Genomic DNA, 25,922 nt, shown 5'->3' with positions numbered 1-25,922 from the left:
ATGAATTATTTAGACTCTCGTATCACAAATGTATGCGGAGAGTCTAAATAACCTAGTTACACGTATAAAATCTGCCTTTTGTTTCATTATGCTTGGTAAAATTTCTATCTAAATATCTGGAAATGGTCTTTTTATGTAAGAGACCATCACTCCACAAATGGATTTGTCTCACTGTAAGAGGCTTATCATTAAAAAAGAGAGATATTTCTTTAACAGCTCGTTCCATCACTTCATCAACAGAGTAAGTTTTGCCGCATAGACATGTTATTTTACGAAGCGTTTGTTTCTGTAGAAAATACAGTCCGCATTCACAAAGAATACCTTTCCTGCATTCTTCGAAGGAAAGCTGAATGGGTTTCTCATACTGAGATTGTTTGATATGTCGGTCCATCAAGGCTTTTACAAGATGATTATGAGGGAAGAAATTTGGAACATTTGAAATGTTTTTTATCAAGTGAGTAGCAGACACAAAATTTAAGCGGTGATTATCCGGCATATGTCCGAAAATCTGCTGATCAGGATTAATAAAAACATGGTAATAATGAACAGTATAATTAAGTCCATGAGCATGAAGAAATTGATTAAATAGCTGGAGGGTTCTTTCTTTTTGCATTAAGAGCATGGGAATTTCATGACCACTATTTACATAAAAAATTGATGCTGCTTAATAAAGATATCATCACTAAAATTCTTCACTTCAAATAAATAAATATCATCTTGCATTAGCAAAAGGGCGTCAATTTGAAACTCTTTATTGTTAAAGGATAATATGAGATTGAACATGACAATACCTTCCGTAAGGTGTTTTTCAACTAATGAAGCGAACTGTTTTTCGCCTTGGAATCCTCTCAGCCGACGCTGCCATTTTAGCATGTCTTCTTCAGTTGTTTGTGTACGCATCAATTTCTGCTCTAACTGCTGAAAACTTTCTGTTTTAGTTAAACGTTTAACAATCTCCACACCATACCTCCTGTCCTCTATTGTAATCGGTAATTTTTTAAACTGTAAAAACTTCTTGCATGTTCATCTTAATCATTTTATAGTAGATATTAACTGGAGTAGTAACCTTGAATCATTTTCTAGAGAGTCAGTGGGGGTGTGAACTGGCATTGAGTACAGGTGAACTTGCCGGGGTTCTGAAATTTAACACATTAAGCTGCACTTAACAGTGAATTGCGGGTGGTACCGCGGTTGTCTATAGAAGACAGTCGTCCCTCTTAACAGGGATGACTGTCTTTATTTATTTTGAGGAGGAATTATTATGAGTTTTAATCATCTGGAAATTGAAAAGAAATGGCAGCAGTACTGGGCTGAGAATAAAACGTTCAAAATAGAAGAGCATTCTGATAAACCTAAATTCTATGCGCTCGATATGTTCCCTTATCCATCAGGCGCAGGTCTTCACGTCGGTCATCCAGAAGGCTATACAGCGACGGATATTATGTCACGTTTTCGTCGTATGCAGGGCTATAACGTCCTTCATCCGATGGGCTGGGATGCATTCGGTCTGCCGGCAGAACAATATGCGATTGATACAGGAAATGACCCTGCAGAATTTACGCTGAAAAATATTCAGACGTTCAAACGTCAGATTCAGGAGCTCGGTTTCAGCTATGACTGGGACCGTGAAGTCAATACGACGGATCCGAACTACTATAAATGGACGCAGTGGATTTTTATCCAGCTGTATAACAAAGGGCTCGCTTATGTCGATGAAGTAGCCGTAAACTGGTGTCCTGCACTCGGCACGGTCCTTTCCAATGAAGAAGTGATTGATGGTAAATCAGAACGTGGCGGTCATCCGGTTATCCGTAAGCCGATGCGCCAATGGGTACTGAAGATTACTGAATATGCAGACCGTCTGCTTGAAGACCTTGACGAGCTTGACTGGCCAGAATCGCTAAAAGATATGCAGCGCAACTGGATCGGTCGTTCTGAAGGCGCTGAAGTCACATTCAGCATCAAAGATTCAGAACATACATTTGATGTCTTCACGACACGACCTGATACTATTTTCGGTGCGACTTATGCTGTTTTATCACCTGAACATGCGTTAGTGGATGCTATTACAACGCATGAGCAGCAGGACGCGATTAAAGCTTATCAGGAACAGGCGTCACGTAAATCTGATCTTGAACGTACAGATCTTGCGAAAGACAAAACAGGTGTCTTCACAGGTGCTTATGCAGTCAATCCGTTTACAGGCGAAGACATGCAGATCTGGATCTCTGACTACGTGCTTGCCTCTTATGGTACGGGTGCGATTATGGCAGTACCGGCCCATGACGAACGTGACTATGATTTCGCGAAGCAGTTTGACCTGCCGATTGTGCAGGTGCTTGAAGGCGGCGACATCTCGTCTGCACCATTTACAGGTGACGGCGTGCACATCAACTCTGGTGAGCTCGATGGACTGAATAAGGAAGACGGTATTCAAAAAGCGATTACGATGCTGGAAGACAAGAAAATCGGTCAGAAGAAAATCAGCTACAAACTGCGCGACTGGTTATTCTCACGTCAACGTTACTGGGGTGAACCGATTCCAGTTATCACTTGGGAAGATGGCACGATGACGACAGTGCCAGAAGAAGAACTGCCACTGATGTTACCGAAGACAGAACATATTAAACCATCAGGAACAGGTGAATCACCACTTGCAAACATCGATGAGTTCGTCAATATCGTTGATCCGAAAACAGGCATGAAAGGTCGTCGCGAGACCAATACAATGCCGCAGTGGGCAGGCAGCTGCTGGTACTACCTGCGCTATATTGATCCTCATAATGACGAGGCACTAGCCGATCCTGAGAAACTGAAAGAATGGCTGCCGGTTGACCTTTATATCGGCGGGGCAGAGCATGCGGTCCTTCATTTACTGTACGCGCGTTTCTGGCATAAAGTGCTGTATGACATCGGCGTTGTGCCGACAAAAGAACCTTTCCAGAAACTGCTCAATCAGGGCATGATTTTAGGTGAAGGTAATGAGAAGATGAGTAAATCTAAAGGGAATGTCGTCAATCCAGATGATATCGTAGCGTCACATGGTGCAGACACACTGCGTCTTTACGAAATGTTTATGGGACCACTTGAAGCATCGATTGCCTGGAGCACAAACGGCTTAGACGGTGCACGTCGTTTCCTTGACCGTATCTATCGTCTCTTCATCACAGAGCAGGGTACACTGACTGAGAAAATTACGACAGAGGCGACACCAGCGCTTGACAAAACTTATAACCAGACTGTGAAAAAAGTGACAGAAGATTACGAAGCTCTTGGCTTCAATACAGCAATCTCTCAGATGATGGTCTTTATCAATGAAGGCTATAAACAGGAGAAAATCAATCAAGCATACGTTGAAGGTTTCGTTAAGATGCTGTCTCCAATCGCACCGCATATCGCTGAAGAACTCTGGCAGAAACTGGGTCATACAGAGACTATTACTTATGCAGCGTGGCCAGCATTCGATGAATCTAAACTAGTTGACGATGAAGTGGAAATCGTGATTCAGATTAATGGTAAACTGAAGAAGAAAGCAATGATTCAAAAAGATATGCCGAAAGAAGAACTGGAAGCATTTGCGCTCGCTGAAGAAGAAATTAAAACAGCGATTGAAGGTAAGACGGTACGCAAAGTCATCGCAGTACCGAATAAGCTCGTTAACATTGTAGCGAATTAGGAGGATACTATGACTTACGAAATATCGCCGCAGGACCTGATGAAAAAGATGGATAGTGAAGAACCGCATATCATTGATGTCCGTGAAGATTATGAAGTACAGATGGGGATGCTGAAAGGTGCTACTCACATCCCAATGAATACAATTCCTGACCATATGCCAGAATTTAAGCAGGACGAACCTTATTATATCGTCTGTGCACATGGCATCCGCAGCGAAAAAGTAACTGAATATTTACGTGACCATGACATTAAAGCATTCAATGTCACAGGTGGTATGGCAGCATTCTGAAAAAGCGGCTCTCTATAAGAGAGCCGCTTTTTGTGCGTTGAGACCCGCGACATAACCCGTCACAAGTGCGCTTGTAATATTATAGCCGCCTGTATAGCCGTGAATATCCAGTACCTCACCGCAGAAAAATAGATTATCATGCAGCTTGGACTGCATCGTCGCCGGATGAATTTCCTTGACGCTGACCCCGCCACCTGTCACAAATGCTTTTTCAATGGACAATGTACCATTGACGGTGAACTGAAACTGCTTTAAAGATGCGATAAAAGTACTTAGAGCATCACGTTTCAGGTGATGGTAACTTGTTGTTTCCTCTATTCCAGCACGTTCCAGTAAGAAGAGGAGATAGCGTTCATGCACCAGTCCTTTTAAACTGTTCTTAATGGATTTGTCCGGACTCTCTTTAAGCATCTCTTGAACGCGTCTTGTCAAATCGTGCAGTGATTCTTCTGGGAATGCATCGATGGTCATCTGAATATCCTGTTTTTTCTGACGCTGCTGTTCTTTATAGACGAACTGTGAACAGCGAAGAGCAGCGGGACCTGAGACACCGAAATGGGTGAAGAGCATGTCCATCTGATGGGTGATGGCAGGCTTGCCGTTCTTTCTGAGAACGCTGAGTGCCACGTTCTGAAGGCTTAAGCCCTGCAGCACTTTGGACTTGATAAAAGGTTCACTGGAAGTGATCGGCACTTCAGTCGGAAAGAGTTCTGTGATGGTGTGTCCAGCCTGTTCAGCAAATCTGTAACCATCGCCTGTTGAGCCCGTCTGCGGCACACTTTTACCGCCCGTTGCGATGATGACGCTCTGGCAGTGAAATACACCGCGCTCTGTATCGACGCCGATGATCGTGTCACCATCCAAGATCAGATGGTTGACGGCGAGATTTATTTTAATCTCTACTTGATTATCTCTTAAGTTATTCAGTAATGTATCGACGACATCTTTTGCGTTGTTCGATACCGGAAACATCCGGCCGTTATCTTCTTCTTTTAACTTGACGCCTCTCTTTTCGAAGTAAGCGATAATGCTTTCATTATCAAAAGTATTAAAGGCGCTATATAAAAACTTACCGTTTCCCGGAATGTGTTTGATAATTTCCTCATAAGGCAGGCGGTTGGTGACGTTACAACGACCACCGCCTGATATCTGCAGCTTACGGCCGAGCTTGTCTTTTTTGTCAATGAGCAGGACTCTGCCGCCTTGTGCGCTGGCACTAATAGCAGCCATCAGTCCGCTCGGCCCGCCGCCGATGACGATTGTCTGATACATGTTGATGCTCCTTTTCATAATTAAAAGTAGTTAACCTGAAGTAAAGATGATAATATATGGATAGTTTAAAACTAGATAGTTAGGGATGAAGATATGTCAGAAAGTAATTCATTAGTCAGAAGTACCTTTATATTAACAGCAAGTATATTTATTACAAAGGTACTCGGCATTCTATACGTCATACCATTTTACGCGATTATTGGCGGTGAAGAAAACTTAGCGCCATATACTTACGCTTATCAGCCGTATGTCGTCATGCTGACGATAGCAGGGGCGGGCGTGCCGCTCGCTGTTGCGAAGTATGTCTCGAAATATAATGCGCTGGGTGCCTACCGGGTCAGCGAGAAGCTCTATAAGTCAAGCCTTCTCGTTATGAGTCTGTCCGGTCTCTTAGGGTTCATTATACTGTATTTATTGTCACCCATGATAGCAGAAGCGACTTTAGCAGGTGACGGACAAAACGGTGCCTGGTCAGTCGATGATATCACACATATCATGCGAGTCATTTCATTTGCCGTGATTTTTATACCGTTCCTCGCAACATGGCGCGGTATTTTTCAGGGCTATGATTCAATGGGGCCGACTGCTGTGTCGACAGTCATTGAACAGATTGCACGTATTCTGTTTTTACTTGGCGGCGCTTATCTTGTGCTCCATGTCTTTGACAAAGGACTGTTACTCGCTAATGAAGTAGCGACGTTCGCTGCTGCTATTGGCGCAATCTTTGCACTTCTCACGCTCTGGTATTACTGGCGCAAACGTAAGCCGTTTATAGATAGGATGATTGATTCGGACGAGACGTCAATCGATGTCGGTTACCGTTCTATGTATAAAGAGATTCTGCTTTATAGTGTGCCGTTCGTTATCGTCAGCTTAAGTGTGCCGCTTTACATCATGATTGACCAGTTCACACATAATAAAGGTCTGGCCATTGCAGGAGTGCCGTCTGAACTACATGACCAGTTACTGACAATGCTGAATCTGACGACGAATAAACTGGTCATGATACCGACTTCTCTTGCGGGTGGATTTGCCATCAGTATCGTTCCTTCTATTACACGTACGTATGCGTCAGGAAGAATCAGAGAGATGCATCAGCAGATCAGAACGTCTCTCGGGGTACTCATGTACTTAACAGTACCTGCCTCACTCGGTATTATGCTCCTTGCAGCACCTCTTTACACGGTGTTCTACAGCTATAGTGCTACAGCGACACAGATTCTGATGTTTTACGCGCCGGCAGGCATTCTGTTGTCACTGACATCGGTAACGGCTGCTATACTGCAGGGAATCGATAAACAGGCACTGACAGTTTGGATCGTGCTCGGTTCTATTGCGATTAAAGCGATTCTTAACTTGCCGCTGATTATTCTTTTCCATACAAATGGTGCTGTTCTTTCTACATCAATAGCGATGTTGTTTGCCATTATCTGTAATATAATGGTTATCCGTAAATATGGACATTTTCCGCTTAGTTCCACAGTGAAAGAGATGCTGCAGATCGCCGCATTCACAGGCATAATGCTCGCAGTTGTCGGTTTCATCTATTGGCTGCTGCTGCACTTCTTAAGCGTAGAATCTAAAGGACAGTCACTCATCATACTTGTGATCTGCGGTGCTGTCGGTATCATCGTCTACGCCTTGATTACATTAAAAACGGGCCATGCTGAACGTTACCTGGGTAAACGCGTCGGTACACTCGCTAGAAAGCTCCATCTTAAATGAGGTTAGACAAGTTTCTGGCAAACCACGGAATGGGAACGCGGACAGAAGTCAAGCAGTTGATTAAAAAAGGCAGTGTTCAAGTTAATAATGAAGTCATCAAAAAAGCTGATTATAAACTGGATCCCGAAACAGACGTTGTGCTCTGTCAAGGTGAAGCCGTACGGTATATAGACGAACTCTATATCATCTTAAATAAACCGGCAGGCGTCATCAGCGCGACAGAGGATCATCTACATGATACTGTAGTTGACCTGATGCCGGAATACCGACACTTCGACCTGCATCCTGTCGGGCGTCTGGATAAGGATACAGAAGGGCTGCTTATTTTAACGACAGATGGCCAGTTCACGCATGAAGTTCTGAGTCCGAAAAAACATGTCAATAAGACCTATTATGCTGAACTGGATGGCACGGTGTCAGAGGAGACAGTCGCAAAATTCAAAGCGGGTATTACGCTTGATGATGGTTATCTCTGTATGCCGGCTGTACTTCATATCATTAAACCGAATGTTATTGAGGTGACCATTCAGGAAGGTAAGTTCCACCAGGTGAAGCGCATGTTTCAGGCGGTTGGCTGTACAGTCACTTATTTGAAGCGGATTCAGATGGGCGACCTTAAGCTGCCTGCTGACCTCGAAATCGGTGATTATCGTGAAATGACTGCAGAAGAAATAAATCGCGTACAGCATGTTTAGCGGGCAATGTAGTGGGTATATTTAAACTACAAATATACTATCAGAGGTGGATGAACATGAATAACAAACCAAGTTTATTACGTACAGCTTTAGTTCTTGGAGGAACTGCTGTTGCAGCTATCCTTTCTAAAAAAGAAAACCGCGACATGTTAGTGAACGAATTTAACAAAGCGAAACAGGATCCAAATGCTTACAAAGCGAGTTTAACAGAAAAAGCAAACAACTTAACACAAGTAGCTAAAGAAGAAGTCTCTAAAGCTAAAGAAGACCCAAACGCTTACAAAGCTAACTTAACAGATAAAGTAATGGAAAAAGCAGCGCCTGTTATCGACAAAGTAAAAGGTAACGAAGGCGATTTCCCTAAAAACCAAGCAGATACAAGAGAACAAGTGACTACTTTTGATGATGAAGGTGGCGCAAGCAACATTCACATCGTGACTGATCATAGCAACGTAACAGACAACAACCCAACAGCAGTCGACAAAAACGACCTTAAATAATTTTCCTGAAAAGCTGCCCATTATCGGGCGGCTTTTTTGGTGTTTTCATTTTCAGAATATTTCATGTAAAATAATGAGTAATATAAGGAGGAATGTAACATGTGGAGAGAAAAAGTTGCACAATATGAAGATCAGATCATTGAAGATTTAAAAGGCTTACTGGCTATTGAGAGTGTTCGCGATGATAGCCTGATGTCAAAAGAGACGCCTGTCGGTCCAGGGCCGAGAGAAGCACTTGAATACATGTACAAAATAGCTGAACGTGATGGCTTCAAATCTGTAGATATCGACCATATTGCCGGCCGTATCGAAATGGGTAAAGGGGATGACCTGTTCGGTATTTTATGTCACGTGGACGTTGTTCCAGCAGGCAGTGGCTGGGAGACAGCACCTTTTGATCCAGTGGTCACTGAAGACCGTGTCATCGCTCGTGGCACGCTCGATGATAAAGGGCCGACTATCGCAGCCTATTACGCTGTGAAAATCCTGAATGATATGAATGTTGACTTCAAAAAACGGATTCACATGATTATCGGTACAGACGAGGAATCTGGCTGGATGTGTACAGACCGTTACTTCCAGACAGAAGAAATGCCGGACCTCGGTATCGCACCGGATGCTGACTTCCCACTGATTCATGGTGAAAAAGGGATTACAACGTTTGATATCGTTCAGACATCTTCACCGGAAGGCGAGACGCCAGAAGTAGAACTCAAAGCTCTTAATGCAGGAGAACGTTATAATATGGTGCCTGATTTTGCTGAAGCGAAAATGGTCGTGCGCGAAAAAATGGACCACACGATTCAGTCATTTGAAAACTTCCTGGCTGAGCATGAACTGTCAGGTCAGTCATCTGTTGATAACGGCAGTCTTCTTCTGCAGGTTGAAGGGAAATCAGTACACGGCATGGATCCTTCTATCGGTATTAATGCAGGTCTCTACCTTGTTCATTTCTTAAACTCACTGCAGCTTGATGCTAAAGCAGCACAGTTCGTACAGTTTGGTGATCGTTATCTCTATGATTCTCATTTCGGTGAGAAACTGGATATGGCTTATGAGACAGAAGAAATGGGTCGTCTGACGACTAACATTGGTGTCATCAGTTACACAGATGTAGATGGTGGTCATTACGGTGTCAACTTACGTTATCCAACGGGATTTGATTTCAATCAGCAGATCGCAGATTTCACAGAGCGTATCAAAGATCATTTTGAAATTGATGTCAATACACACCAGGAACCTCACTATGTTGACAAAAACGATCCATTCGTGCAAAAACTGCTGATGGCTTATCGCAATCAGACAGGCGATATGACAGAGCCATATACGATTGGCGGTGGTACTTATGCGCGTAATCTTGAAAAAGGTGTTGCATTCGGTGCCATGTTCAAAGATTCAGTCGACCTCATGCACCAGAAAAATGAATATATCACGAAAAAACAGCTGTTTGATGCGACAGCCATCTATTTAGAAGCCATCCATGCCGTCTGCGTGGAGGACTGATATGAATCTTATTTACTTTAACGGTGAATATGTCAACGATAAGATAGCTATTGATCCGAATGACCGGGGTTACCAGTTCGGAGATGGCATCTATGAAGTGGTCCGTGTTTATAACGGTATGCTATTTACGGCTCGGGAGCACTTTGAACGTTTAGTCCGCAGTGCAGCAGAGATTCAAATCAAGCTTGAGTTAACTGTAGATGATTATATTGAGATATGTCAGCATCTGATAACTGAAAATCAGGTGACAGACGGGCTGATTTATGTGCAGGTCACACGGGGGAATGCATTACGTAATCATATTTTTCCTGAATCATCTAAGCCGGTGACGTTAATCTATTCTTATGATTCAGCGCGTCCGGTAGAGGGTATGGATAAGGGAGTAAAAGTCATTACACTTGAAGATATCCGATGGCTGCGTTGTGACATCAAAAGCTTGAATTTACTGGGCAATGTACTGGCTAAACAGCAGGCACATGTCGCACAGGCGGTCGAAGCGATTCAGGTGCGTGACGGTATCGTGACAGAAGGGGCATCAAGCAATGTCTTTATCATAAAAAACGGTACGATTTATACGCATCCTGCCAATCACCTGATTTTAAATGGTATCACGCGCATAGTGATCAAACGCTGTGCTGAAGAGCTGAATATTCCTTTTGTCGAAAAAACATTTACGCTAGAAGAACTTTATGATGCTGATGAAGTCATTATTTCCAGTACTTCACTTGAAGTCACGCCTGTTACTCAGATTGACGATCAGACGATTGAGATTGGACCGGTGACACGTCAGCTTCAGCAAGCTTTTAAAGAGAAGATTTACCCAGCTTCTTGATTTTACTCTTGAATTAATAGTTCAAAGGATATAAAATTTAAGCAAGTCGCTTTTTTGGCAACATACTTGGATAAGGCTCTTGATTCTATCTCGAGCCTTTTCTTTTTTCTGAATGGAGGTGAACATGTTGGAACATTTCTATCAACTGGGCTGGACGCTCGACTCAGCTGGTGGTGCATCCGGTGAAGCTTATATGGCGGAACAGGATGGGCACAAGTTGTTTCTTAAAAGAAACTCCAGTCCGTTCCTCGCTGCCCTGTCAGCAGAAGGAATTGTACCTAAACTAGTCTGGACGAAACGTATTGAAACAGGAGAAGTCGTGACCGCCCAGCACTGGAAGAACGGTCGAGCGCTCGAACAGGAAGAAATGAATTCCGAACGTGTTGCACTTCTGCTTCGTAAAATTCATGGCTCTAAGCATCTCTCCAGTATGCTCAAAAAACTGGAGATGAAACCGATGTTTCCATCGATGCTTCTGGCTAAGATCAATTCATCGCTCTCAAGACAGGTGATGGCGCATCGCGTTGTCCGTAAAGCACTCACTTATCTCGATGAACACATGCCTGTATTGGATAAGGCTTTCTACACAGTCTGTCATGGTGACGTCAATCATAATAACTGGTTATTATCTGAACAGGACGAACTATTTTTAGTTGACTGGGAAGGGGCTATGATTGCTGATCCTGCGATAGATATCGGTATGATTCTATACACTTATATCAAGCCTGAGGACTGGCCGCAGTGGCTTAGACAGTACGGGATAGATGATTCGCTGGACTTAAGAAAACGCATGAAATGGTACACGGTGATTCAGGCCATTGCGATGGTGGAATGGTATGAGGAGAAAAATCGTTATCAGGATATGAACTACTGGCTCGTCTTTTTAGATGACGTGCTGTCGAGAAACCGTTTTATATAAGGAGATACAACATGAGAATGAGAAATAAACCATGGGCAGAAGATTTCCTGCTCGCTCATGCTGAAATCGTCAGTATTGACGAAGCAAGAAAAGGACAGATGAGAGAATGGTTCAACAATGACCGTCCGATTCATATAGAAGTCGGCAGTGGTATGGGTCGTTTTATTACTGAGATGGCAAAAGCTAATCCCGATATCAATTATATCGGCATTGAGCGTGATAAAAATGTGATGATTCGTATCGTCGAAAAAGCAATTGAGCAGAATATCCGTAATCTGCGCCTCTTGACGTTAGATGCAGAACATTTGGCAGATTATTTCTCAGCTGGAGAAGTAGACCGAGTTTATCTGAACTTCTCAGATCCATGGCCAAAGACGCGCCATGCGAAAAGACGTCTGACACATGAGAATTTCCTGAAGCTTTATCAGGTCATCTTAAAGCCGGACGGTGAAGTTCATTTTAAGACAGACAACCAGCATCTGTTCGAGTTCTCACTGGAAAGTATGAGTCAGTACGGCATGAAGTTGAAGAACATCAACCTTGACCTTCACACGGATGAGCCGGAAGACAATATCAGAACTGAATATGAAGATAAATTTTCAAGTAAAGGTTTCCGAATCAATCGATTAGAAGCTACATTCCAAGACCGCCTCTAGAGCGGTCTTTTTTTATTGTGCGTGCTAAAATAAACAAAAGGGGGAAATTTAAATGTATGATTTCAATGAAGTGATAGATCGCAGTGATACGCAGAGCATTAAATATGAAGGCATGGACCTTGTCTATGAAACATCAGACATGCTGCCTTTCTGGATAGCAGATATGGATATTGCGACGCCAAAGCCTGTTCTGGACGCTATCCAAAAACGACTCGACCACCGGATTATCGGCTATACGAAATGGCAGCAGGACAAGTTCTATGAGCCGATTAAACATTGGTATCGAACAAGATTTGATACGCGAGTCATGAATAGTGACCTGTTTTATTCACCGACAGTTCTTTATACGATAACAGAATCTATCCGTGCACTGACGCAGCCTGCGGAAGGTATTATCGTCAATATTCCGAGTTATAATACGTTCCTGACTTTAATAGAAGCGAACAGACGAGTCGTTGTGCCGTCACCATTTGTATTTGATGGTCAGGAATATAAGATGGATTTTGATGCGTTTGAATCACTCTGTCAGCGTGCTGATATGAAGGTCTTCCTGTTCTGTAATCCACATAACCCGACCGGTAAAGTATTTACAACAGAAGAACTCGATGAAATCGTCAGTATTTGCGAAGCACATGACGTTTTTATCATCGCTGACGAAATTCATATGGATTTTGCGAGACAGAAGAAGCATCAGTCACTGATCAACTGGATGAAGCCGGACAGCAATATAATTGTGACGTCCTGTCTGGGTAAGACATTCAATATATCAGGGCTGCCCCATGCTTATTATGTGACGAAGAACCGTTTCCTGAAGATGGAGTTATCCCGTCAGATTCTGGCTGCCGGCATCGGGAATCCGAATGCACTGGCACTGAATGCCATAGAAGCAGGCTATATGGAATGTGCTGACTGGGTGGATGCTATCAATGACTTCATACTGAGCAATATGAAGTTCGTTAAAAGTTATGCTGAAGAATTTCTTGATGATGTACTGGATGTCTATATTCCAGATGCTACATTTCTGATGTGGATTGACTTCAGTAAAAGTGGTTACAGCGAAGAAGAAGTACAGGAAGCCCTGCAGAAAGTTGGGAAGGTTGCGCTCGGCATCGGCAGTACGTATATGCATGATGACAGCACGCACTTCAGAATGAATGTTGCTTGTGACCGCGCGCGTCTTGAAGAAGGAATGGCTCGAATTAAAAAAGCGTTTGATCACTTAAAAAATAACCACAGTTAATTAAACTGTGGTTATTTCTGTCGTGTCAATCAGCTCTCCGCTATAGGCATCTGCTATAAAATCGTATTCCTTTGCTGCAGTAATAATACCACCGCGATAAATAGTGGTTTCCAGTCCGAGTTTTTTATAGTTTTCCGGGGTATAGTCGATATAGGCCCCTTCAATATCAGAATATTGTTTCTTGATTTCAGTGAGTACTTTGTCAGGGTTCTTCAGCTGGTAACGCAGTGAGAAGAAGTAGCCCGCAATCAGTAAAAGTGTCGTGCCGGCGATAATGGATTTAAGTTTCATAGTCAATCCTCCTTACTTCTATTATCATCTTTCAACAAAAAAATTCAAGTTTCGACTCAACTTCAGCATCTTTTTGTTGACTTAATGTCACAATCCACTAAAATGAAACTATTCCGAGTAAATCAATAAGAATAGGAGCGGACAAAATGAAAAAGTTTTTAATAATGATGATGGCAGTGCTCATCTTCCTTGCAGCATGTGGTCAATCAGATCAATCATCTGATAGTTCTAAATCAGAGGACAAAGTGCTGACAGTAGGAACGGAAGGAACGTATTCACCGTTCACATTCCACGACAAGAATGACAAACTGACAGGATTCGACGTAGAAGTGACTGAAGCAGTCGCTAAAAAAATGGGCTATAAAGTGAAATTCGTTGAAACACAATGGGATTCAATGTTTGCAGGTTTAAACTCAGGTCGTTTTACGACAGTCGCAAACCAAGTCGGTATCAATGACGAACGTAAACAGAAATATCAGTTCTCTAAACCTTATACTTATACAAACGCTGTCCTTGTGACACGCAAAAACAGCGACATCAAATCATTCGACGATGTCAAAGGTAAAAAACTTGCACAGACTTTAACTTCAAACTACGGTAAACTGGCGAAAGACAAAGGCGCACAGATTACACAGGTAGAAGGTTTCAACCAGTCTATGGAACTTGTATTATCTAACCGTGTTGAAGGGACATTCAACGAAAAATTATCAGTGCTGGATTACACTAAGCAGAAGAAAAATGCAGATATCAAAGTCATTGAAGGCGATGCAGAAAAAAGTCAGTCAGCATTTGTTTTCACTAAGAAAACAGATAAAGCTTTAATCGATAAAGTCAATAAAGCAATTGACGAACTTCAAAAAGACGGTGAGCTGAAAAAAATCAGTGAAAAATGGTTTGGTGAAGATGTCACTCAACCTTAATGCAGAACAGCAGCACGCCCTGGACGCAGCTCAGCAAGCGTTTCTGCCTATGTTACAGGGATTGATCACTTGGTCAATCCCTATTACTATTATTACCTTTGTCTTAGGACTGATCATAGCGCTTGCTACAGCACTGAGCAGAATTTCTGATAACAAGTTTCTAAGCACAATTGCAAGAATTTACGTTTCGATTATCCGCGGAACACCGATGATCGTTCAGCTCTTTATTATTTTCTATGGTATTCCAGAGATTGGCCGTCTGATGACTGGAAATCCGGATAATCAACTGACACTGGCACCATTTGTTGCAGCGATTATCGGTTTGAGCCTTAACGTAGGTGCGTATGCCTCAGAAATCATCCGCGGCGGTATTATTTCTATTCCTAAAGGTCAGCGCGAGGCCGCTTATTCCATCGGTATGACGGAATGGATGACCATGCGTCGTATTGTTTTACCGCAGGCCTTGAGAATTTCGATCCCGGCGCTGGGAAATACATTCCTAAGCTTAATCAAGGATACGTCACTCCTAGGTTTCATATTAGTCGCTGAGATGTTCCGTAAAGCACAGGAAGTTGCAGCCACGAGTTACGAATTTTTATCTATCTATACACTCGTCGCCCTGATGTACTGGGTCGTCTGCTTTATCATTTCATTTATCCAGGGCAGATACGAACGTCGTATTGAAAGGAAGTATGTGTCATGATTGAAATGAGAGATATCCATAAAAGCTTCGGAGACAAAGAAGTCATTAAAGGCGTTGACCTCGATGTCCGTGATGGTGAAGTCGTTGTACTGATCGGTCGCAGTGGTTCTGGGAAGACCACTCTTCTTCGTATGATGAATGCACTCGAACTTCCGACGACAGGTACGGTGACAGTGGACGGGCAGACTTACAGCAACAAAGACAAAAAAAGTCAAATTGCGGTCAGACAGAAGTCTGGTATGGTCTTTCAGAATTATCAGCTCTTTCCGCACATGACGGCGCTTGAAAATGTGATGGAAGGTCTAGTTATCGTTAAGAAAATGCCAAAAGAAGAAGCGAGAAGAATCGCAGAAAACCTACTGCAGAAAGTAGGGCTTAACCAGGTTAAGAATCAGTATCCTTCTGGTCTGTCAGGCGGACAGCAGCAGCGTGTCGGCATCGCCCGCGCGCTTGCGATGAATCCAAAAGTCATGCTGTTTGATGAACCGACGTCAGCACTGGATCCGGAACTGGTCAATGATGTACTGAACGTCATGAAGGATCTGGCGGCTGATGGTATGACCATGGTTATTGTGACGCATGAAATGAACTTCGCGAAAAATGTGGCGAACCGTATCGCTTTCATACATGATGGGCAGATTGCTGAACTGGGCACACCGGATGATATATTTAATCATCCACAGACAGAGCCGCTTAAGCGTTTCCTGAACATTATTGAAACACGTTAAGACAGGTTAAAGACCTGTCTTTTTTTATATACACAACTCTCATTAAATCATTTATACTGAACGGTGAGGTGAAGGGATGAAAACATATTTGAAGCGATGGTTCATAGATGGGATGAGCTATCTGGCACTTGGGTTATTCAGTTCATTGATTATCGGCTTGATTATTGAAACAATCGGTACACAGTTGAAACCTTATTTTGATACATCACTCTTTATTACGATTGGACAGATGGCTAAAACTTATACAGGAGCCGCTGTCGGAGTGAGTGTCGCTTATGGGCTCGGCGCATCGCCTTTGGTGATTTTTTCTAGCGCTGTGACTGGTATGTATGGCTACGAACTCGGTGGTGCAGCTGGGACTTATATTGTTGCTCTTGTCACATCAGAAGTTGGTCGGTTATATTCCGGGCGAACAAAGATTGATATTTTGCTGACGCCGCTGCTAACGCTAATTATCGGCGCTGTCGTCGCGAAACTGATCGGACCGTTTATTGCGAAACTGATGACCGGACTGGGTGATTTCATCACGTTTTCGACTGACCAGCAGCCACTCCTGATGGGGATCTTAGTGTCAGCTGTGTTTGGACTGACCTTATCCAGCCCAATCTCAAGCGCTGCTCTGGCACTGATGCTCGGTATCGAAGGGACAGCCGCTGCTGCAGCGACAATCGGTTGCTGCTGTCATATGATCGGCTTTGCAGTGACGAGTTACGGTGATAATGGGATTCAAGGGGTAATCGCCAACGGGATAGGAACGAGTAAGATTCAGATTCCGAACTATTTAAGAAATCCGTTTATTCTGGTACCACCGGTCATTGCAAGTATCATTACAGCACCGATAATGACGTTGCTCTGGCCAATGAAAAATGTGGCAGCAGGTGCCGGCATGGGCACGAGTGGTTTCGTCGGTCAGATTATGACCATCCGGACGATGGGAACATCTATCGAGACATGGCTGCAGATTTTAGTGTTTCATTTTATTCTGCCGGCCGTTATCAGTTATATTGTATATAGACTCATGAAAAATGCGCATATCATCAAACCAGGTGATCAACAGATTATGACAGGAGAGAGAACATGAAAAACATAACAAGTGTAGAGAACTTCAAAGAAATGATTAATGCCCCGACGATTGCGATGTTTACAACCGGCTGGTGTCCAGATTGTCACTTTATTAAACCGGCACTGCCAGAAATTGAAGCTGCACATCCTGATTATCAGTTTGTCTCTATCGACCGTGACGAACTGATGGAGCTTGCAGTGGAGTATGATGTAATGGGTATTCCAAGCTTCGTTGCATTTAAAGAAGGACAGGAAATCGGTCGCTTCGTATCTAAAGACCGCAAAACAAAAGAAGAGATCAATGCATTTATTGACGCCCTTTAATGACAGACCACGATGGCTACCGTTCATCGTGGTTTTATTGTACAATGAAGAGTACATGAATTGAGGAGTGTATAGAGATGAACGTCTTTGAAATACGTGACGCAATAACAGCAAAACTGGATCAATCAGAGCTGAATATCAAGTTCGACCGTAAAGAAGAAACACTGCGAGTTGAACGTACTGATAACCAGAAAGGTCTGACTATTAAACTTGCACCTTTAGTCGCCAAACATAAAGCACAAGGTGAGAAAATCATCGATGAAGTCCTGTATTACATTAATGAAACGGTTAAAGCGATGGCAGATGAGCGTGAGAAATCCGTTGATACCATCAAAATTATGCCGGTCATCCGTTCTACCAGCTTTCCAAAAGAAGCAGACGGTCATCCTTTTGTCATTACAGCGCATACTGCTGAAACCAATATTTACTATGCGCTGGATCTCGGGACGACGTATCGCCTGATTGATAAGCAGTTACTTGAAGAGATGAAGCTTTCAGAGGACCATGTCAGAGAGCAGGCACTGTTTAATATCCGTAAGCTCGATAACCCTTATAAGAAAGATATTGTTGCAGGTAACACTTTTTACTTCTTTAATTCCAATGATGGGTATGACGCAAGCCGTATTTTAAACGAACGTCTTCTTGCGGAGTTTGATCATAATAAAGAAGGCGAGCTGCTCATTGCGACACCTCATGCTGACGTCCTGATTATCGCAGATATTCAGAACGAAACAGGGTATGACATCATGGCACAGATGATGATGCAGTTCTTCAGCAATGGGCTTGTGCCTATTACTTCACTGTCATTCCAGTATGAGGCAGGCACACTGACACCTGTCTTTATTCTCGGAAAGAATAAGGCGAGACGAGACACAGAAACAATCAAACGAATTGAAGCGAACCGCAAAAAATTTGAAGAGGAAAAAAAGGAGTAAATAACATGAATATTTTTTATAACAAGCATATTGGAGATGTTCTTCTCATTACAGTCAAGCAGACAGAAGGACCATTCACTTATCATCGTGAAGACGATGTTGTAACGATTCGTCAAAATGACGAAGTTGTGGGTTACAATGTCTACAATGTAGCCGATCTGAACATTCAGACAGACGGCCAGGTTGAACTGAATAAGGAACGTGTTGCAGAGGTCAATGCGTTTTTAGAGACAAAAGGCATGTCGCCGCTCGAAGTCGATTTATCACCAAAGTTTGTTGTCGGCCATGTTGATGAGATGGAGAAACATCCCGATGCGGACAAACTGAATGTGTGCCAGGTCAATGTGGGCGATGAAGTGCTGCAGATTGTCTGCGGCGCGAAGAATATTGCAGCCGGTCAGAATGTGGTAGTCGCTAAAGTCGGTGCTGTCATGCCAAGCGGTATGATTATCAAAGACGCTGAGTTACGCGGTGTACCTTCAAGCGGTATGATCTGCTCAGAACGTGAACTAGGGCTAACAGATTCAGAAGAGAAAAAAGGGATTCTTGTTCTGGATGCGGCCATGACACCGGGAACAGACTTTTTTAATCAATTATAAAGGTGTGATTGAAGATGAGCTGGTTCGATAAAATATTTGGACAAGAAGAAAAAGAACCTGATATTCAGCAATCTGTAGAGACAGATGAGCATCAGCATCAGGATATCTATAGAAGACCGCGCGGTAAATTCCGTTTTCCAATCGATCTTGGTGATGAAAGAAAAGAGACCGTTATAAAAGAACAGTCCGAAGTTCAAGAAGTATCAAATAGCCAGCAGTTCGTTAATGATGACTATTTTGAGCGAAGAAGAGCTAGAAAAGGTCGAACCGTCAAACAGGAGACGGCAGCACCTAGACAGGAAAGACAGAGGGAATATCAGCCCCCGAGAATTCCTGACAAGAAGCGGCAGTTTACAGCGAGTGAAGTCCCTTCAGCTATATTCGGTACACGCAAAAACCTGAAGCCTAGCGAGGAAAAAGTGGTTATTACCCCTCTGACAGGCAAAAAACCAGAAAAAGCGAAGCCGGAAGTACCGACATATCGTCAGAAGGATAATGTCGTCAACGTAGAGAATATCTATGCTTCACAGATAGTCGCAGAAATCCGTAAAGAACGCGAAAAGAAAATGCTGGCAAGAAAGGCATTTGAAGAAGCAAGACGCGAGCAGAAAGAACAGGAGAAACTGGTTGAGATTCTAACGGCAGAATTAGAAGTGGAAACGATTGATCTGCAGGAGGAATCATTTAAACCGCTTGAAGTGGAGGAAATCAGTGCGCCGGTAACAGAAGATGCGCCGATTGAAATCATTACTATCTCTGCTGATTCATCAGAAGATCATCAAGTGATAGAGACAGATGAAATACCAGTATCAGAAGAGAAGACAGTCACTGATGTAGATTCAAGCGACGCTGATGACGCTTTGATAGAAAAAGTTGTCTTTGAAGTCGGTCAAAACACTGAAACTGACCCTGTTGAAGAGAATACAGAAGTTGAAGAAAAGCTTGAGGAAACACCCGTTGAAGCGGTGGAAACTGAGCCGGAAGTAATAGAAGCAGAGGTATTGGAAGTTCAGGCAGAAAGCGTCGAACCAGTATCTGAGTCATCAACTGAAGAAACTGAATTAGAGCCGCAGCCTGACGCAATAAAAGAACCTGAAACTGAGGAAACAGTTGTCACTGAACCAGTGAAGACTAGCGAAAACTCAGAACCCGCCCCTCAACCCAAACGTAAAACATCACCTTTCAATGTCATGATGACACCATCTGATAAAAAACGACTGATGAATAAAGCGTCAGAGCAGGCAACGGTCAAAGAATCCGTTTCAGAATCTTCAACTGAAGAAAAGAAAGCGGAAACCGAAAAAGCTAAAAGAATCGGACCGAAGTACCTTCTGCCACCTGTCAGTCTTTTGTCACCAGAAGAGAAATCCCACGAAAATGTTGAATGGGTAGAAGAACAGCGCAAACAGCTGGATGAAGCCTTTTATCATTTCAATGTGCCTGCGAAAGTAGAAGAAGTCGTCATCGGTCCTTCTGTCACTCGTTATGAACTGTCAGTTGAAAAAGGTGTAAAAGTCAGCCGGATTACCAATCTGCAGGATGACATCAAGATGGCGCTTGCAGCGAAGGAAATTCGTATTGAAGCACCGATTCCAGGGACTTCCCGTGTCGGTGTTGAAGTGCCGAACATTGATACGCGAAAAGTGAATTTAAGTGAAGTGATCTTCAGCAAACGTTTCAAATTTGCTGAATCGAAACTGATGGTCGCGTTCGGTGCTAAAATCAATAATGAACCGATGCTGATGGATATAGCGAAGATGCCGCATGCTTTAATCGCAGGTGCAACGGGGTCGGGTAAATCAGTCAGTATCAATGCGATACTGCTGTCTCTTTTATACCGCAATAATCCGAATGAACTGAAGCTGCTGCTGATTGATCCGAAGATGGTGGAACTCGCACCTTATAATGACTTACCGCATCTGATAGCGCCTGTTATTACAGACGTTAAAGCAGCCACTGAAAGTCTGAAATGGGTCGTTGAAGAAATGGAACGTCGATACAAAGTCTTCTCTGACGTCCATGTTCGTAACATCACCGCTTATAATCAGAAATCACCTTATGATAAACGCATGCCGAAAATTGTCATTGTCATCGATGAACTCGCAGATCTGATGATGATGGCGCCGCAGGATGTAGAACATTCTATCGCCCGTATAGCACAGAAAGCACGGGCAGCAGGTATACATATGATCCTTGCAACGCAGCGTCCGTCTGTCAATGTCATTACAGGGCTGATTAAAGCAAATGTACCGACACGAATTGCTTTCATGGTTTCTTCTTCTATTGACTCCAGAACCATTCTCGATAATGGTGGCGCTGAGAAACTGCTGGGTAATGGTGACATGCTTTACCAGGGCAATGGTATGAATAAACCGATTCGGATTCAAGGTTGCTACGTCTCTGATGAGGAAATCGATGCCGTCGTAGATTATATCAAGGAACAGGGTGAACCGAATTATCTGTTCCAGGAGAAAGAACTGCTGGACAAAGTGAATGAAGTCCCGCAGGATGAGCTCTTTGAGGAAGTGGTTCAGTTTATGCTGGAAGAAGGGCATATCTCTACTTCTCAGCTGCAGCGTAGATTCCAGATTGGCTACAACCGCGCGGCTCGAATTATCGACAGTTTAGAGACGATGGGGTATATTAGTGGAGCAAATGGTTCTAAACCGAGAACTGTATTAGTGAGTGAAAATCAATTATAGGAGTGGAACTATGACGTTATATCATTTTATCGGTATAAAGGGTTCAGGTATGAGTGCACTGGCACATATTCTTTTTGATATGGATAATGAAGTGCAGGGCTCTGATATCGACAAACATTTTTTTACTGAAGATGCGCTTAGAGATAAAGGCATTCAAATCATGCCGTTTGATGCAGCGAATATTAAGGAAGGCATGACGGTTATTGCCGGCAATGCTTTCGGAGATGACCATCCTGAAGTTGTGCGTGCAAAGGAACTGGGTGTTGAATACTATCGCTATCATGATTTCCTTGGACGTTTCATGAGTCAGTATACGTCTATCGCGGTAACAGGTGCGCACGGTAAGACCTCTACAACGGGTCTTTTATCCCATGTGATGAATGGTGACAAAAAAACTTCGTACTTAATCGGTGATGGTACAGGCATGGGGCAGCTTGAAAGTGAGTATTTTGCATTCGAAGCTTGCGAATACAGACGACATTTCCTCAGCTATACACCTGATTACGCAATCATCACCAATATTGACTTCGATCATCCTGATTACTTCAAGAATCTAGAGGATGTCTTCAATGCGTTCCAGGAGATGGCGCATAAAGTCAAAAAAGCGATTATTGCCTGTGGAGATGATAAAATTCTTCACGATATTAAAGTAGATGTGCCGGTCTATTACTACGGTTTAGGTCAGGAAAACAGAGTCAGAGCTGAGAATATTGTGACATCCAGTGAAGGGACTTCTTTTGATGTACTGATTGATAATAAGCTATACGGTAATTTCAAGACGCCGATGTTTGGTAATCACCAGGTTCTGAATGCACTGGCAGTTATCACAGTATGTTACCTTGAACAGCTCGATGTCAGCAACATCAAAGAAGCACTGACACTGTTCGGAGGCGTCAAGCGCCGATTCAGCGAGAAAAAAGAAGGCACACAGATTCTGATTGATGATTATGCACATCATCCGGCAGAGATTAAAGCGACTATTGATTCAGCCCGTAAGAAGTATCCGAATAAATCAGTCATCGCTATCTTCCAGCCACATACATTCTCTCGTACTGAAAAGTTTCTGAGTGAGTTTGCAGACAGCCTGAAAGAAGCGGATCAAGTCTATCTCTGTGAAATCTTCGGTTCTGCCCGTGAGAAGAGTGGTGCTTTAACGATTCAGGACCTGGCTGACCTTATTCCAAATTCTCAAGTACTGACTGAAGAAGCAATCGATGTGCTTAAACAGCACAATGATTCAGTCTTACTCTTTATGGGTGCTGGTGATATTCAGAAATTTCAGCAAGCCTATGAAAATTTGTTATAATGATGTAACTAACATGTTTTAAGCCCTTGAACAGGGGTATAAAAAAAGAGTAAATTAAGGATAACCACATTAGGAGGGGCTCAATATGGAATGGATTTTACCAATCGCCGGCATCATCGCAGCAATCGCTTTCTTGATTCTGTGTATCGGTATCGTCATCGTATTACTTTCAGTTAAGAAAAACTTAGACCACGTTGCTAAAACGCTGGACGGAGTAGAAGGACAGATTCAAGGGATTACTCGTGAATCAACTGACTTACTTCACAAAACAAACAGACTTGCTGAAGATGTTCAAGATAAATCAGCTCGTTTAAACACAGTTGTTGATGCTGTTCAAGGTATCGGTGGTACTGTTAACAACTTAAACAGCCATGTAGACCGTGTGACAACATCAATTACACAAAACATTGCAAACAACAAAGATCAGATTGCGCAAGTCGTACAATGGTCTAACGTTGCAATGGAAGTTGCAGACAAATGGAAAATGAGAAAAGAGCGTCGTAACGCTTATGACTTCTCTAACCAAGTGGTTGTCAACAATGACAAAGAAGTATTTAACAATGATACTGCTCGCTACAACAATGTAGATGAAGACAGAATCAATGCAGGACTTCATAATAAATAAGTTTAGTTATTAAATAATTGGGAATATACTTGTTAAATAAGTATATTCCTATTTTTTTATACCTTAAGGAGGAGAAACAACATGGTCAACACTTATAACAGAGAACTCAACAATGGTAGAAATAATGAATCGGTAACTGTTTACAGATCAAATGGTGGTAATACTTATAACCGCGATTTACATACGCATACTGTAAAAGAATACGAAGTACAATGTAAAAACACAATTGCTCGTGATTTCACTTTTGGTCTGACATTCGGTATTGCGATTGGTACTCTTGCAGGTTTACTGCTTGCACCGAAACCAGGTCGTGACCTTAAAAAAGATATCAATTCAAAAGTGGTTACATTTAAAGATAGCGCAGTCAATAACTCAGTTGATAAACAAGGTCAACCTTCAAAAGCAGATGAAATTAAAAACAAAGTGACTGAAAAAGTCAGTGAAGTAAAAGAAAAAGCACAGGAAATTAAAGAACAAGTCGTGCAAAAAGCAGGCGAAGTTCAAGAGCAAGTCGTACAAAAAGCGAATGAAGTTCAAGAAAAAGTAGCAGAAAAAGCACCTGAAGTAAAAGAGCAAGTGGCTCAAAAAGTAGGCGAAGTAAAAGAGCAGGCCACTCAAAAAGTGAATGAAGTTCAGGAAAAAGTCGCAGAAAAAGCACCTGAAGTAAAAGAGCAAGTGGCTCAAAAAGCAGGTGAAGTAAAAGAACAGGCCACTCAAAAAGCGAACGAAGTTCAGGAAAAAGTCGCAGAAAAAGCACCTGAAGTAAAAGAACAAGTCGCTCAAAAAGCAGGCGAAGTAAAAGAAAAAGCTCAAGATAAAAAAGAAGAAGTGAAAGCGAAAGCAGAAGAGAAAAAAGAAGCAAAAAAAGAAGCGGGCAAAAGTGAAACAACTCAGGCACATTCAACTATTAAAGTTGTAGAAGTGGATGACAGAGATAAAAACAATACAGACGTTAAAACAGATACACAGTTAAAAGATAAAGTGGCAGATTCTGATGCATTAGCTGCACAACGCCGTGCAATTAAAGAAGAAGTGAATGATGATTCTTTAGCAGAACCATTAGCTGTTGTAGATAAAGATACTAAAAGTGATATTGAAGAGCACAAAAAGAATCATACTGACGTCAGTGGTAACGTGAACAAAACACAAAACAATCAAAAACAAAATAATAATAACAATAAAAACAATAACAACAACAAAAACAACACGAACAATAACAAAAATAATACCAAACAGGGCAAAAACAAATAACAAGTGATTCTGTTTATCCTGTGATAAAATAGTAGGGTGATTCTCGCCCTACTATTTTTATTTTAAATTTTTTTATGAAGAGGTGTAATAATGACAGAACTCAATCAATTAAGAACTAGAATTGAAGAAATTAACTTTGCTATACTGGAGCTTCTGACAGAGCGCGGAGAAGTAGCGAAAAAAATAGGGCAGGAGAAAATTAAGGCTGGAACAGATATTTATGACCCGCAGCGCGAAAAAGAGATGTTGAATCAGCTCATCGAACAGAATAAAGGACCTTACGATGATAACGTCATTAAACAATTATTCAAGGAGATTTTCAAAGCATCTACAGAACTGCAGCAGGCACAGAATGAAAAGCATCTGCTTGTTTCTCGTAAAATGAAGCCTGAAGATACAATCGTTTCGTTTCCTAACGGCGCAGCAGTTGGCGGTCAGGATAAGATATTTGTATTTGGACCTTGTTCTGTAGAGTCTTATGAACAGGTTGATGCAGTTGCACGTGATTTAGCTGCTAAAGGGCAGAAGTTTATCCGTGGAGGTGCCTTTAAACCACGTACTTCACCGTATGATTTTCAGGGGTTAGGTGAAGAAGGCCTGAAAATATTAAAAGAGATGAATAAGAAATATGGACTTAATATTGTTTCAGAGATTGTCAATCCAGCTCATTTTGAGATGGCAGATCAGTATGTAGATGTCTTTCAGATTGGTGCACGAAACATGCAGAATTTCGAACTTTTAAAAGAAGCAGGTAAATCAAATAAGCCGATTCTGCTGAAAAGAGGCTTAGCTGCAACTATTGAAGAATTTATTTATGCGGCAGAATATATTCACTCAAATGGTAACAGTCAGATTATTATGTGTGAACGAGGAATCAGAACGTATGAGAAAGCGACCCGCAACACGTTAGATATCTCAGCGGTGCCTATATTGAAACAAGGAACGCACCTTCCTGTACTGGTTGATGTGACGCATTCAACGGGGCGTAAAGACATTATGCTGCCTGTCGCTAAAGCAGCGCTTGCAGTAGGTGCAGATGGTGTAATGGCAGAAGTTCACCCAGATCCAGCAGTTGCACTGAGTGATGCCGGCCAGCAGATGGATCTTCAGGAATTCGATTCTTTCTTCGCTGAAATTGACAAAGCCCGTCAGTTATATTTATAATAT

At 42.5% G+C, this 25,922-nt stretch carries 25 protein-coding genes and 1 pseudogene; 22 read left to right on the top strand and 4 right to left on the bottom strand.

What is annotated here, in order from left to right; genetic code table 11:
• Positions 1–52 precede the first annotated feature (52 nt).
• Together MGG13_RS08170 and MGG13_RS08165 are read right to left on the bottom strand one after the other, a co-directional pair.
• Positions 53–613, bottom strand: a complete 561-nt coding sequence (locus MGG13_RS08170) for a hypothetical protein (RefSeq protein WP_239034566.1) — start codon at positions 611–613, stop codon at positions 53–55.
• Between the two features lie 29 nt (positions 614–642).
• On the bottom strand, positions 643–960 hold the full coding sequence (locus tag MGG13_RS08165) for a nuclease-related domain-containing protein (protein WP_239034565.1): 318 nt from the start codon (positions 958–960) through the stop codon (positions 643–645).
• A gap of 301 nt (positions 961–1,261) precedes the next feature.
• Here MGG13_RS08165 and leuS point away from each other — a divergent pair, with 301 nt between their 5' ends.
• Positions 1,262–3,676: a leucine--tRNA ligase gene (gene leuS, locus MGG13_RS08160; RefSeq protein ID WP_239034564.1), complete on the top strand. Its 2,415-nt coding sequence runs from the start codon at positions 1,262–1,264 to the stop codon at positions 3,674–3,676.
• 9 nt (positions 3,677–3,685) lie between these two features.
• Positions 3,686–3,967 (top strand): rhodanese-like domain-containing protein, encoded by a 282-nt coding sequence (locus MGG13_RS08155; RefSeq protein ID WP_133431220.1) that lies wholly within the window; start codon positions 3,686–3,688, stop codon positions 3,965–3,967.
• A gap of 12 nt (positions 3,968–3,979) precedes the next feature.
• Here MGG13_RS08155 and MGG13_RS08150 read toward each other — a convergent pair whose 3' ends face one another.
• Positions 3,980–5,239, bottom strand: coding sequence for a BaiN/RdsA family NAD(P)/FAD-dependent oxidoreductase (locus tag MGG13_RS08150; RefSeq protein ID WP_239034563.1), 1,260 nt, complete (start codon positions 5,237–5,239; stop codon positions 3,980–3,982).
• A gap of 93 nt (positions 5,240–5,332) precedes the next feature.
• On the opposite strand from MGG13_RS08150, the gene MGG13_RS08145 reads away from it, so the two are divergent.
• The 8 genes from MGG13_RS08145 to MGG13_RS08110 all read left to right on the top strand — a co-directional run bounded on the left by MGG13_RS08145 (position 5,333) and on the right by MGG13_RS08110 (position 13,309).
• Entirely contained in the window at positions 5,333–6,964 is a 1,632-nt protein-coding gene (locus tag MGG13_RS08145; protein ID WP_239034562.1) for a putative polysaccharide biosynthesis protein, read from the top strand.
• Entirely contained in the window at positions 6,961–7,659 is a 699-nt protein-coding gene (locus MGG13_RS08140; protein WP_239034561.1) for a pseudouridine synthase, read from the top strand. Before MGG13_RS08145 ends, MGG13_RS08140 begins: the two co-directional genes overlap by 4 nt.
• Positions 7,660–7,715: 56 nt before the next feature.
• Positions 7,716–8,159, top strand: coding sequence for a YtxH domain-containing protein (locus MGG13_RS08135; RefSeq protein WP_133431216.1), 444 nt, complete (start codon positions 7,716–7,718; stop codon positions 8,157–8,159).
• A 99-nt stretch (positions 8,160–8,258) separates the two neighbouring features.
• The gene (gene pepV / locus MGG13_RS08130; RefSeq protein WP_239034560.1) at positions 8,259–9,662 is read left to right on the top strand and encodes a dipeptidase PepV; all 1,404 of its coding nucleotides are present in this window, start codon (positions 8,259–8,261) and stop codon (positions 9,660–9,662) included.
• A gap of 1 nt (position 9,663) precedes the next feature.
• Positions 9,664–10,494: a D-amino-acid transaminase gene (gene dat, locus MGG13_RS08125; protein WP_239034559.1), complete on the top strand. Its 831-nt coding sequence runs from the start codon at positions 9,664–9,666 to the stop codon at positions 10,492–10,494.
• 127 nt (positions 10,495–10,621) lie between these two features.
• The gene (locus MGG13_RS08120) at positions 10,622–11,413 is read left to right on the top strand and encodes a phosphotransferase family protein (protein WP_133431292.1); all 792 of its coding nucleotides are present in this window, start codon (positions 10,622–10,624) and stop codon (positions 11,411–11,413) included.
• An 11-nt stretch (positions 11,414–11,424) separates the two neighbouring features.
• Complete coding sequence (trmB, locus tag MGG13_RS08115) at positions 11,425–12,069, top strand: tRNA (guanosine(46)-N7)-methyltransferase TrmB (RefSeq protein ID WP_133431213.1); 645 nt, start codon at positions 11,425–11,427, stop codon at positions 12,067–12,069.
• A gap of 52 nt (positions 12,070–12,121) precedes the next feature.
• Positions 12,122–13,309, top strand: a complete 1,188-nt coding sequence (locus MGG13_RS08110; RefSeq protein WP_239034558.1) for a MalY/PatB family protein — start codon at positions 12,122–12,124, stop codon at positions 13,307–13,309.
• Here the strand turns inward: MGG13_RS08110 and MGG13_RS08105 are convergent, their stop codons facing one another.
• Positions 13,310–13,600: a hypothetical protein gene (locus MGG13_RS08105; protein WP_239034557.1), complete on the bottom strand. Its 291-nt coding sequence runs from the start codon at positions 13,598–13,600 to the stop codon at positions 13,310–13,312.
• A 146-nt stretch (positions 13,601–13,746) separates the two neighbouring features.
• Here MGG13_RS08105 and MGG13_RS08100 point away from each other — a divergent pair, with 146 nt between their 5' ends.
• The 12 genes and pseudogenes from MGG13_RS08100 to MGG13_RS08045 all read left to right on the top strand — a co-directional run bounded on the left by MGG13_RS08100 (position 13,747) and on the right by MGG13_RS08045 (position 25,919).
• On the top strand, positions 13,747–14,520 hold the full coding sequence (locus tag MGG13_RS08100) for an amino acid ABC transporter substrate-binding protein (RefSeq protein WP_239034556.1): 774 nt from the start codon (positions 13,747–13,749) through the stop codon (positions 14,518–14,520).
• Entirely contained in the window at positions 14,504–15,223 is a 720-nt protein-coding gene (locus MGG13_RS08095; protein ID WP_133431209.1) for an amino acid ABC transporter permease, read from the top strand. Before MGG13_RS08100 ends, MGG13_RS08095 begins: the two co-directional genes overlap by 17 nt.
• Positions 15,220–15,951 carry an amino acid ABC transporter ATP-binding protein gene (locus MGG13_RS08090; protein ID WP_133431208.1) on the top strand — a complete coding sequence of 244 codons (732 nt, stop codon included), beginning with the start codon at positions 15,220–15,222 and terminating at the stop codon, positions 15,949–15,951. Before MGG13_RS08095 ends, MGG13_RS08090 begins: the two co-directional genes overlap by 4 nt.
• Before the next feature lie 76 nt (positions 15,952–16,027).
• Entirely contained in the window at positions 16,028–17,032 is a 1,005-nt protein-coding gene (locus MGG13_RS08085; protein ID WP_239034555.1) for a PTS sugar transporter subunit IIC, read from the top strand.
• Positions 17,029–17,337: a thioredoxin family protein gene (locus MGG13_RS08080; RefSeq protein WP_239034554.1), complete on the top strand. Its 309-nt coding sequence runs from the start codon at positions 17,029–17,031 to the stop codon at positions 17,335–17,337. The genes MGG13_RS08085 and MGG13_RS08080 overlap by 4 nt, the downstream gene beginning before the upstream one ends.
• Positions 17,338–17,414: 77 nt before the next feature.
• A complete protein-coding gene (locus MGG13_RS08075; RefSeq protein WP_239034553.1) occupies positions 17,415–18,272 on the top strand; it encodes a DUF1444 domain-containing protein in 858 nt (285 codons plus the stop codon).
• A gap of 5 nt (positions 18,273–18,277) precedes the next feature.
• Positions 18,278–18,871 carry a YtpR family tRNA-binding protein gene (gene ytpR / locus MGG13_RS08070; RefSeq protein ID WP_239034552.1) on the top strand — a complete coding sequence of 198 codons (594 nt, stop codon included), beginning with the start codon at positions 18,278–18,280 and terminating at the stop codon, positions 18,869–18,871.
• Between the two features lie 1,319 nt (positions 18,872–20,190).
• Positions 20,191–21,573 (top strand): annotated as a pseudogene (locus tag MGG13_RS11395) (DNA translocase FtsK); the annotation flags it as partial.
• A 10-nt stretch (positions 21,574–21,583) separates the two neighbouring features.
• Complete coding sequence (gene murC / locus MGG13_RS08060; RefSeq protein ID WP_239034550.1) at positions 21,584–22,879, top strand: UDP-N-acetylmuramate--L-alanine ligase; 1,296 nt, start codon at positions 21,584–21,586, stop codon at positions 22,877–22,879.
• Between the two features lie 85 nt (positions 22,880–22,964).
• Positions 22,965–23,504 (top strand): DUF948 domain-containing protein, encoded by a 540-nt coding sequence (locus tag MGG13_RS08055; protein ID WP_133431201.1) that lies wholly within the window; start codon positions 22,965–22,967, stop codon positions 23,502–23,504.
• A gap of 81 nt (positions 23,505–23,585) precedes the next feature.
• Positions 23,586–24,755 (top strand): YtxH domain-containing protein, encoded by a 1,170-nt coding sequence (locus MGG13_RS08050; RefSeq protein ID WP_239034549.1) that lies wholly within the window; start codon positions 23,586–23,588, stop codon positions 24,753–24,755.
• A gap of 90 nt (positions 24,756–24,845) precedes the next feature.
• On the top strand, positions 24,846–25,919 hold the full coding sequence (locus tag MGG13_RS08045; RefSeq protein ID WP_133431199.1) for a bifunctional 3-deoxy-7-phosphoheptulonate synthase/chorismate mutase: 1,074 nt from the start codon (positions 24,846–24,848) through the stop codon (positions 25,917–25,919).
• Positions 25,920–25,922: the final 3 nt, after the last annotated feature.

The sequence above is a fragment of the Macrococcus brunensis genome (genome assembly GCF_022343725.1).
GTDB lineage: Bacteria > Bacillota > Bacilli > Staphylococcales > Staphylococcaceae > Macrococcus > Macrococcus brunensis.
Note: the sequence above shows the minus strand (reverse complement) of the source record. Positions and strands in the feature narration are given on the sequence as shown.

Bases quoted from the DNA above. Each gene is read 5' to 3' on its own strand.
- MGG13_RS08135 (WP_133431216.1), top strand. From the start codon at position 7,716: ATGAATAACAAACCAAGTTTATTACGTACAGCTTTAGTTCTTGGAGGA.
- MGG13_RS08105 (WP_239034557.1), bottom strand. From the start codon at position 13,600: ATGAAACTTAAATCCATTATCGCCGGCACGACACTTTTACTGATTGCG.
- leuS (WP_239034564.1), top strand. From the start codon at position 1,262: ATGAGTTTTAATCATCTGGAAATTGAAAAGAAATGGCAGCAGTACTGG.
- MGG13_RS08140 (WP_239034561.1), top strand. From the start codon at position 6,961: ATGAGGTTAGACAAGTTTCTGGCAAACCACGGAATGGGAACGCGGACA.
- MGG13_RS08055 (WP_133431201.1), top strand. From the start codon at position 22,965: ATGGAATGGATTTTACCAATCGCCGGCATCATCGCAGCAATCGCTTTC.
- MGG13_RS08050 (WP_239034549.1), top strand. From the start codon at position 23,586: ATGGTCAACACTTATAACAGAGAACTCAACAATGGTAGAAATAATGAA.
- MGG13_RS08145 (WP_239034562.1), top strand. From the start codon at position 5,333: ATGTCAGAAAGTAATTCATTAGTCAGAAGTACCTTTATATTAACAGCA.
- MGG13_RS08075 (WP_239034553.1), top strand. From the start codon at position 17,415: ATGAACGTCTTTGAAATACGTGACGCAATAACAGCAAAACTGGATCAA.
- MGG13_RS08150 (WP_239034563.1), bottom strand. From the start codon at position 5,239: ATGTATCAGACAATCGTCATCGGCGGCGGGCCGAGCGGACTGATGGCT.
- ytpR (WP_239034552.1), top strand. From the start codon at position 18,278: ATGAATATTTTTTATAACAAGCATATTGGAGATGTTCTTCTCATTACA.
- murC (WP_239034550.1), top strand. From the start codon at position 21,584: ATGACGTTATATCATTTTATCGGTATAAAGGGTTCAGGTATGAGTGCA.
- MGG13_RS08090 (WP_133431208.1), top strand. From the start codon at position 15,220: ATGATTGAAATGAGAGATATCCATAAAAGCTTCGGAGACAAAGAAGTC.
- MGG13_RS08100 (WP_239034556.1), top strand. From the start codon at position 13,747: ATGAAAAAGTTTTTAATAATGATGATGGCAGTGCTCATCTTCCTTGCA.
- MGG13_RS08110 (WP_239034558.1), top strand. From the start codon at position 12,122: ATGTATGATTTCAATGAAGTGATAGATCGCAGTGATACGCAGAGCATT.
- MGG13_RS08095 (WP_133431209.1), top strand. From the start codon at position 14,504: ATGTCACTCAACCTTAATGCAGAACAGCAGCACGCCCTGGACGCAGCT.
- dat (WP_239034559.1), top strand. From the start codon at position 9,664: ATGAATCTTATTTACTTTAACGGTGAATATGTCAACGATAAGATAGCT.
- MGG13_RS08045 (WP_133431199.1), top strand. From the start codon at position 24,846: ATGACAGAACTCAATCAATTAAGAACTAGAATTGAAGAAATTAACTTT.
- pepV (WP_239034560.1), top strand. From the start codon at position 8,259: ATGTGGAGAGAAAAAGTTGCACAATATGAAGATCAGATCATTGAAGAT.
- MGG13_RS08080 (WP_239034554.1), top strand. From the start codon at position 17,029: ATGAAAAACATAACAAGTGTAGAGAACTTCAAAGAAATGATTAATGCC.
- MGG13_RS08170 (WP_239034566.1), bottom strand. From the start codon at position 613: ATGCAAAAAGAAAGAACCCTCCAGCTATTTAATCAATTTCTTCATGCT.
- MGG13_RS08085 (WP_239034555.1), top strand. From the start codon at position 16,028: ATGAAAACATATTTGAAGCGATGGTTCATAGATGGGATGAGCTATCTG.
- MGG13_RS08155 (WP_133431220.1), top strand. From the start codon at position 3,686: ATGACTTACGAAATATCGCCGCAGGACCTGATGAAAAAGATGGATAGT.
- trmB (WP_133431213.1), top strand. From the start codon at position 11,425: ATGAGAATGAGAAATAAACCATGGGCAGAAGATTTCCTGCTCGCTCAT.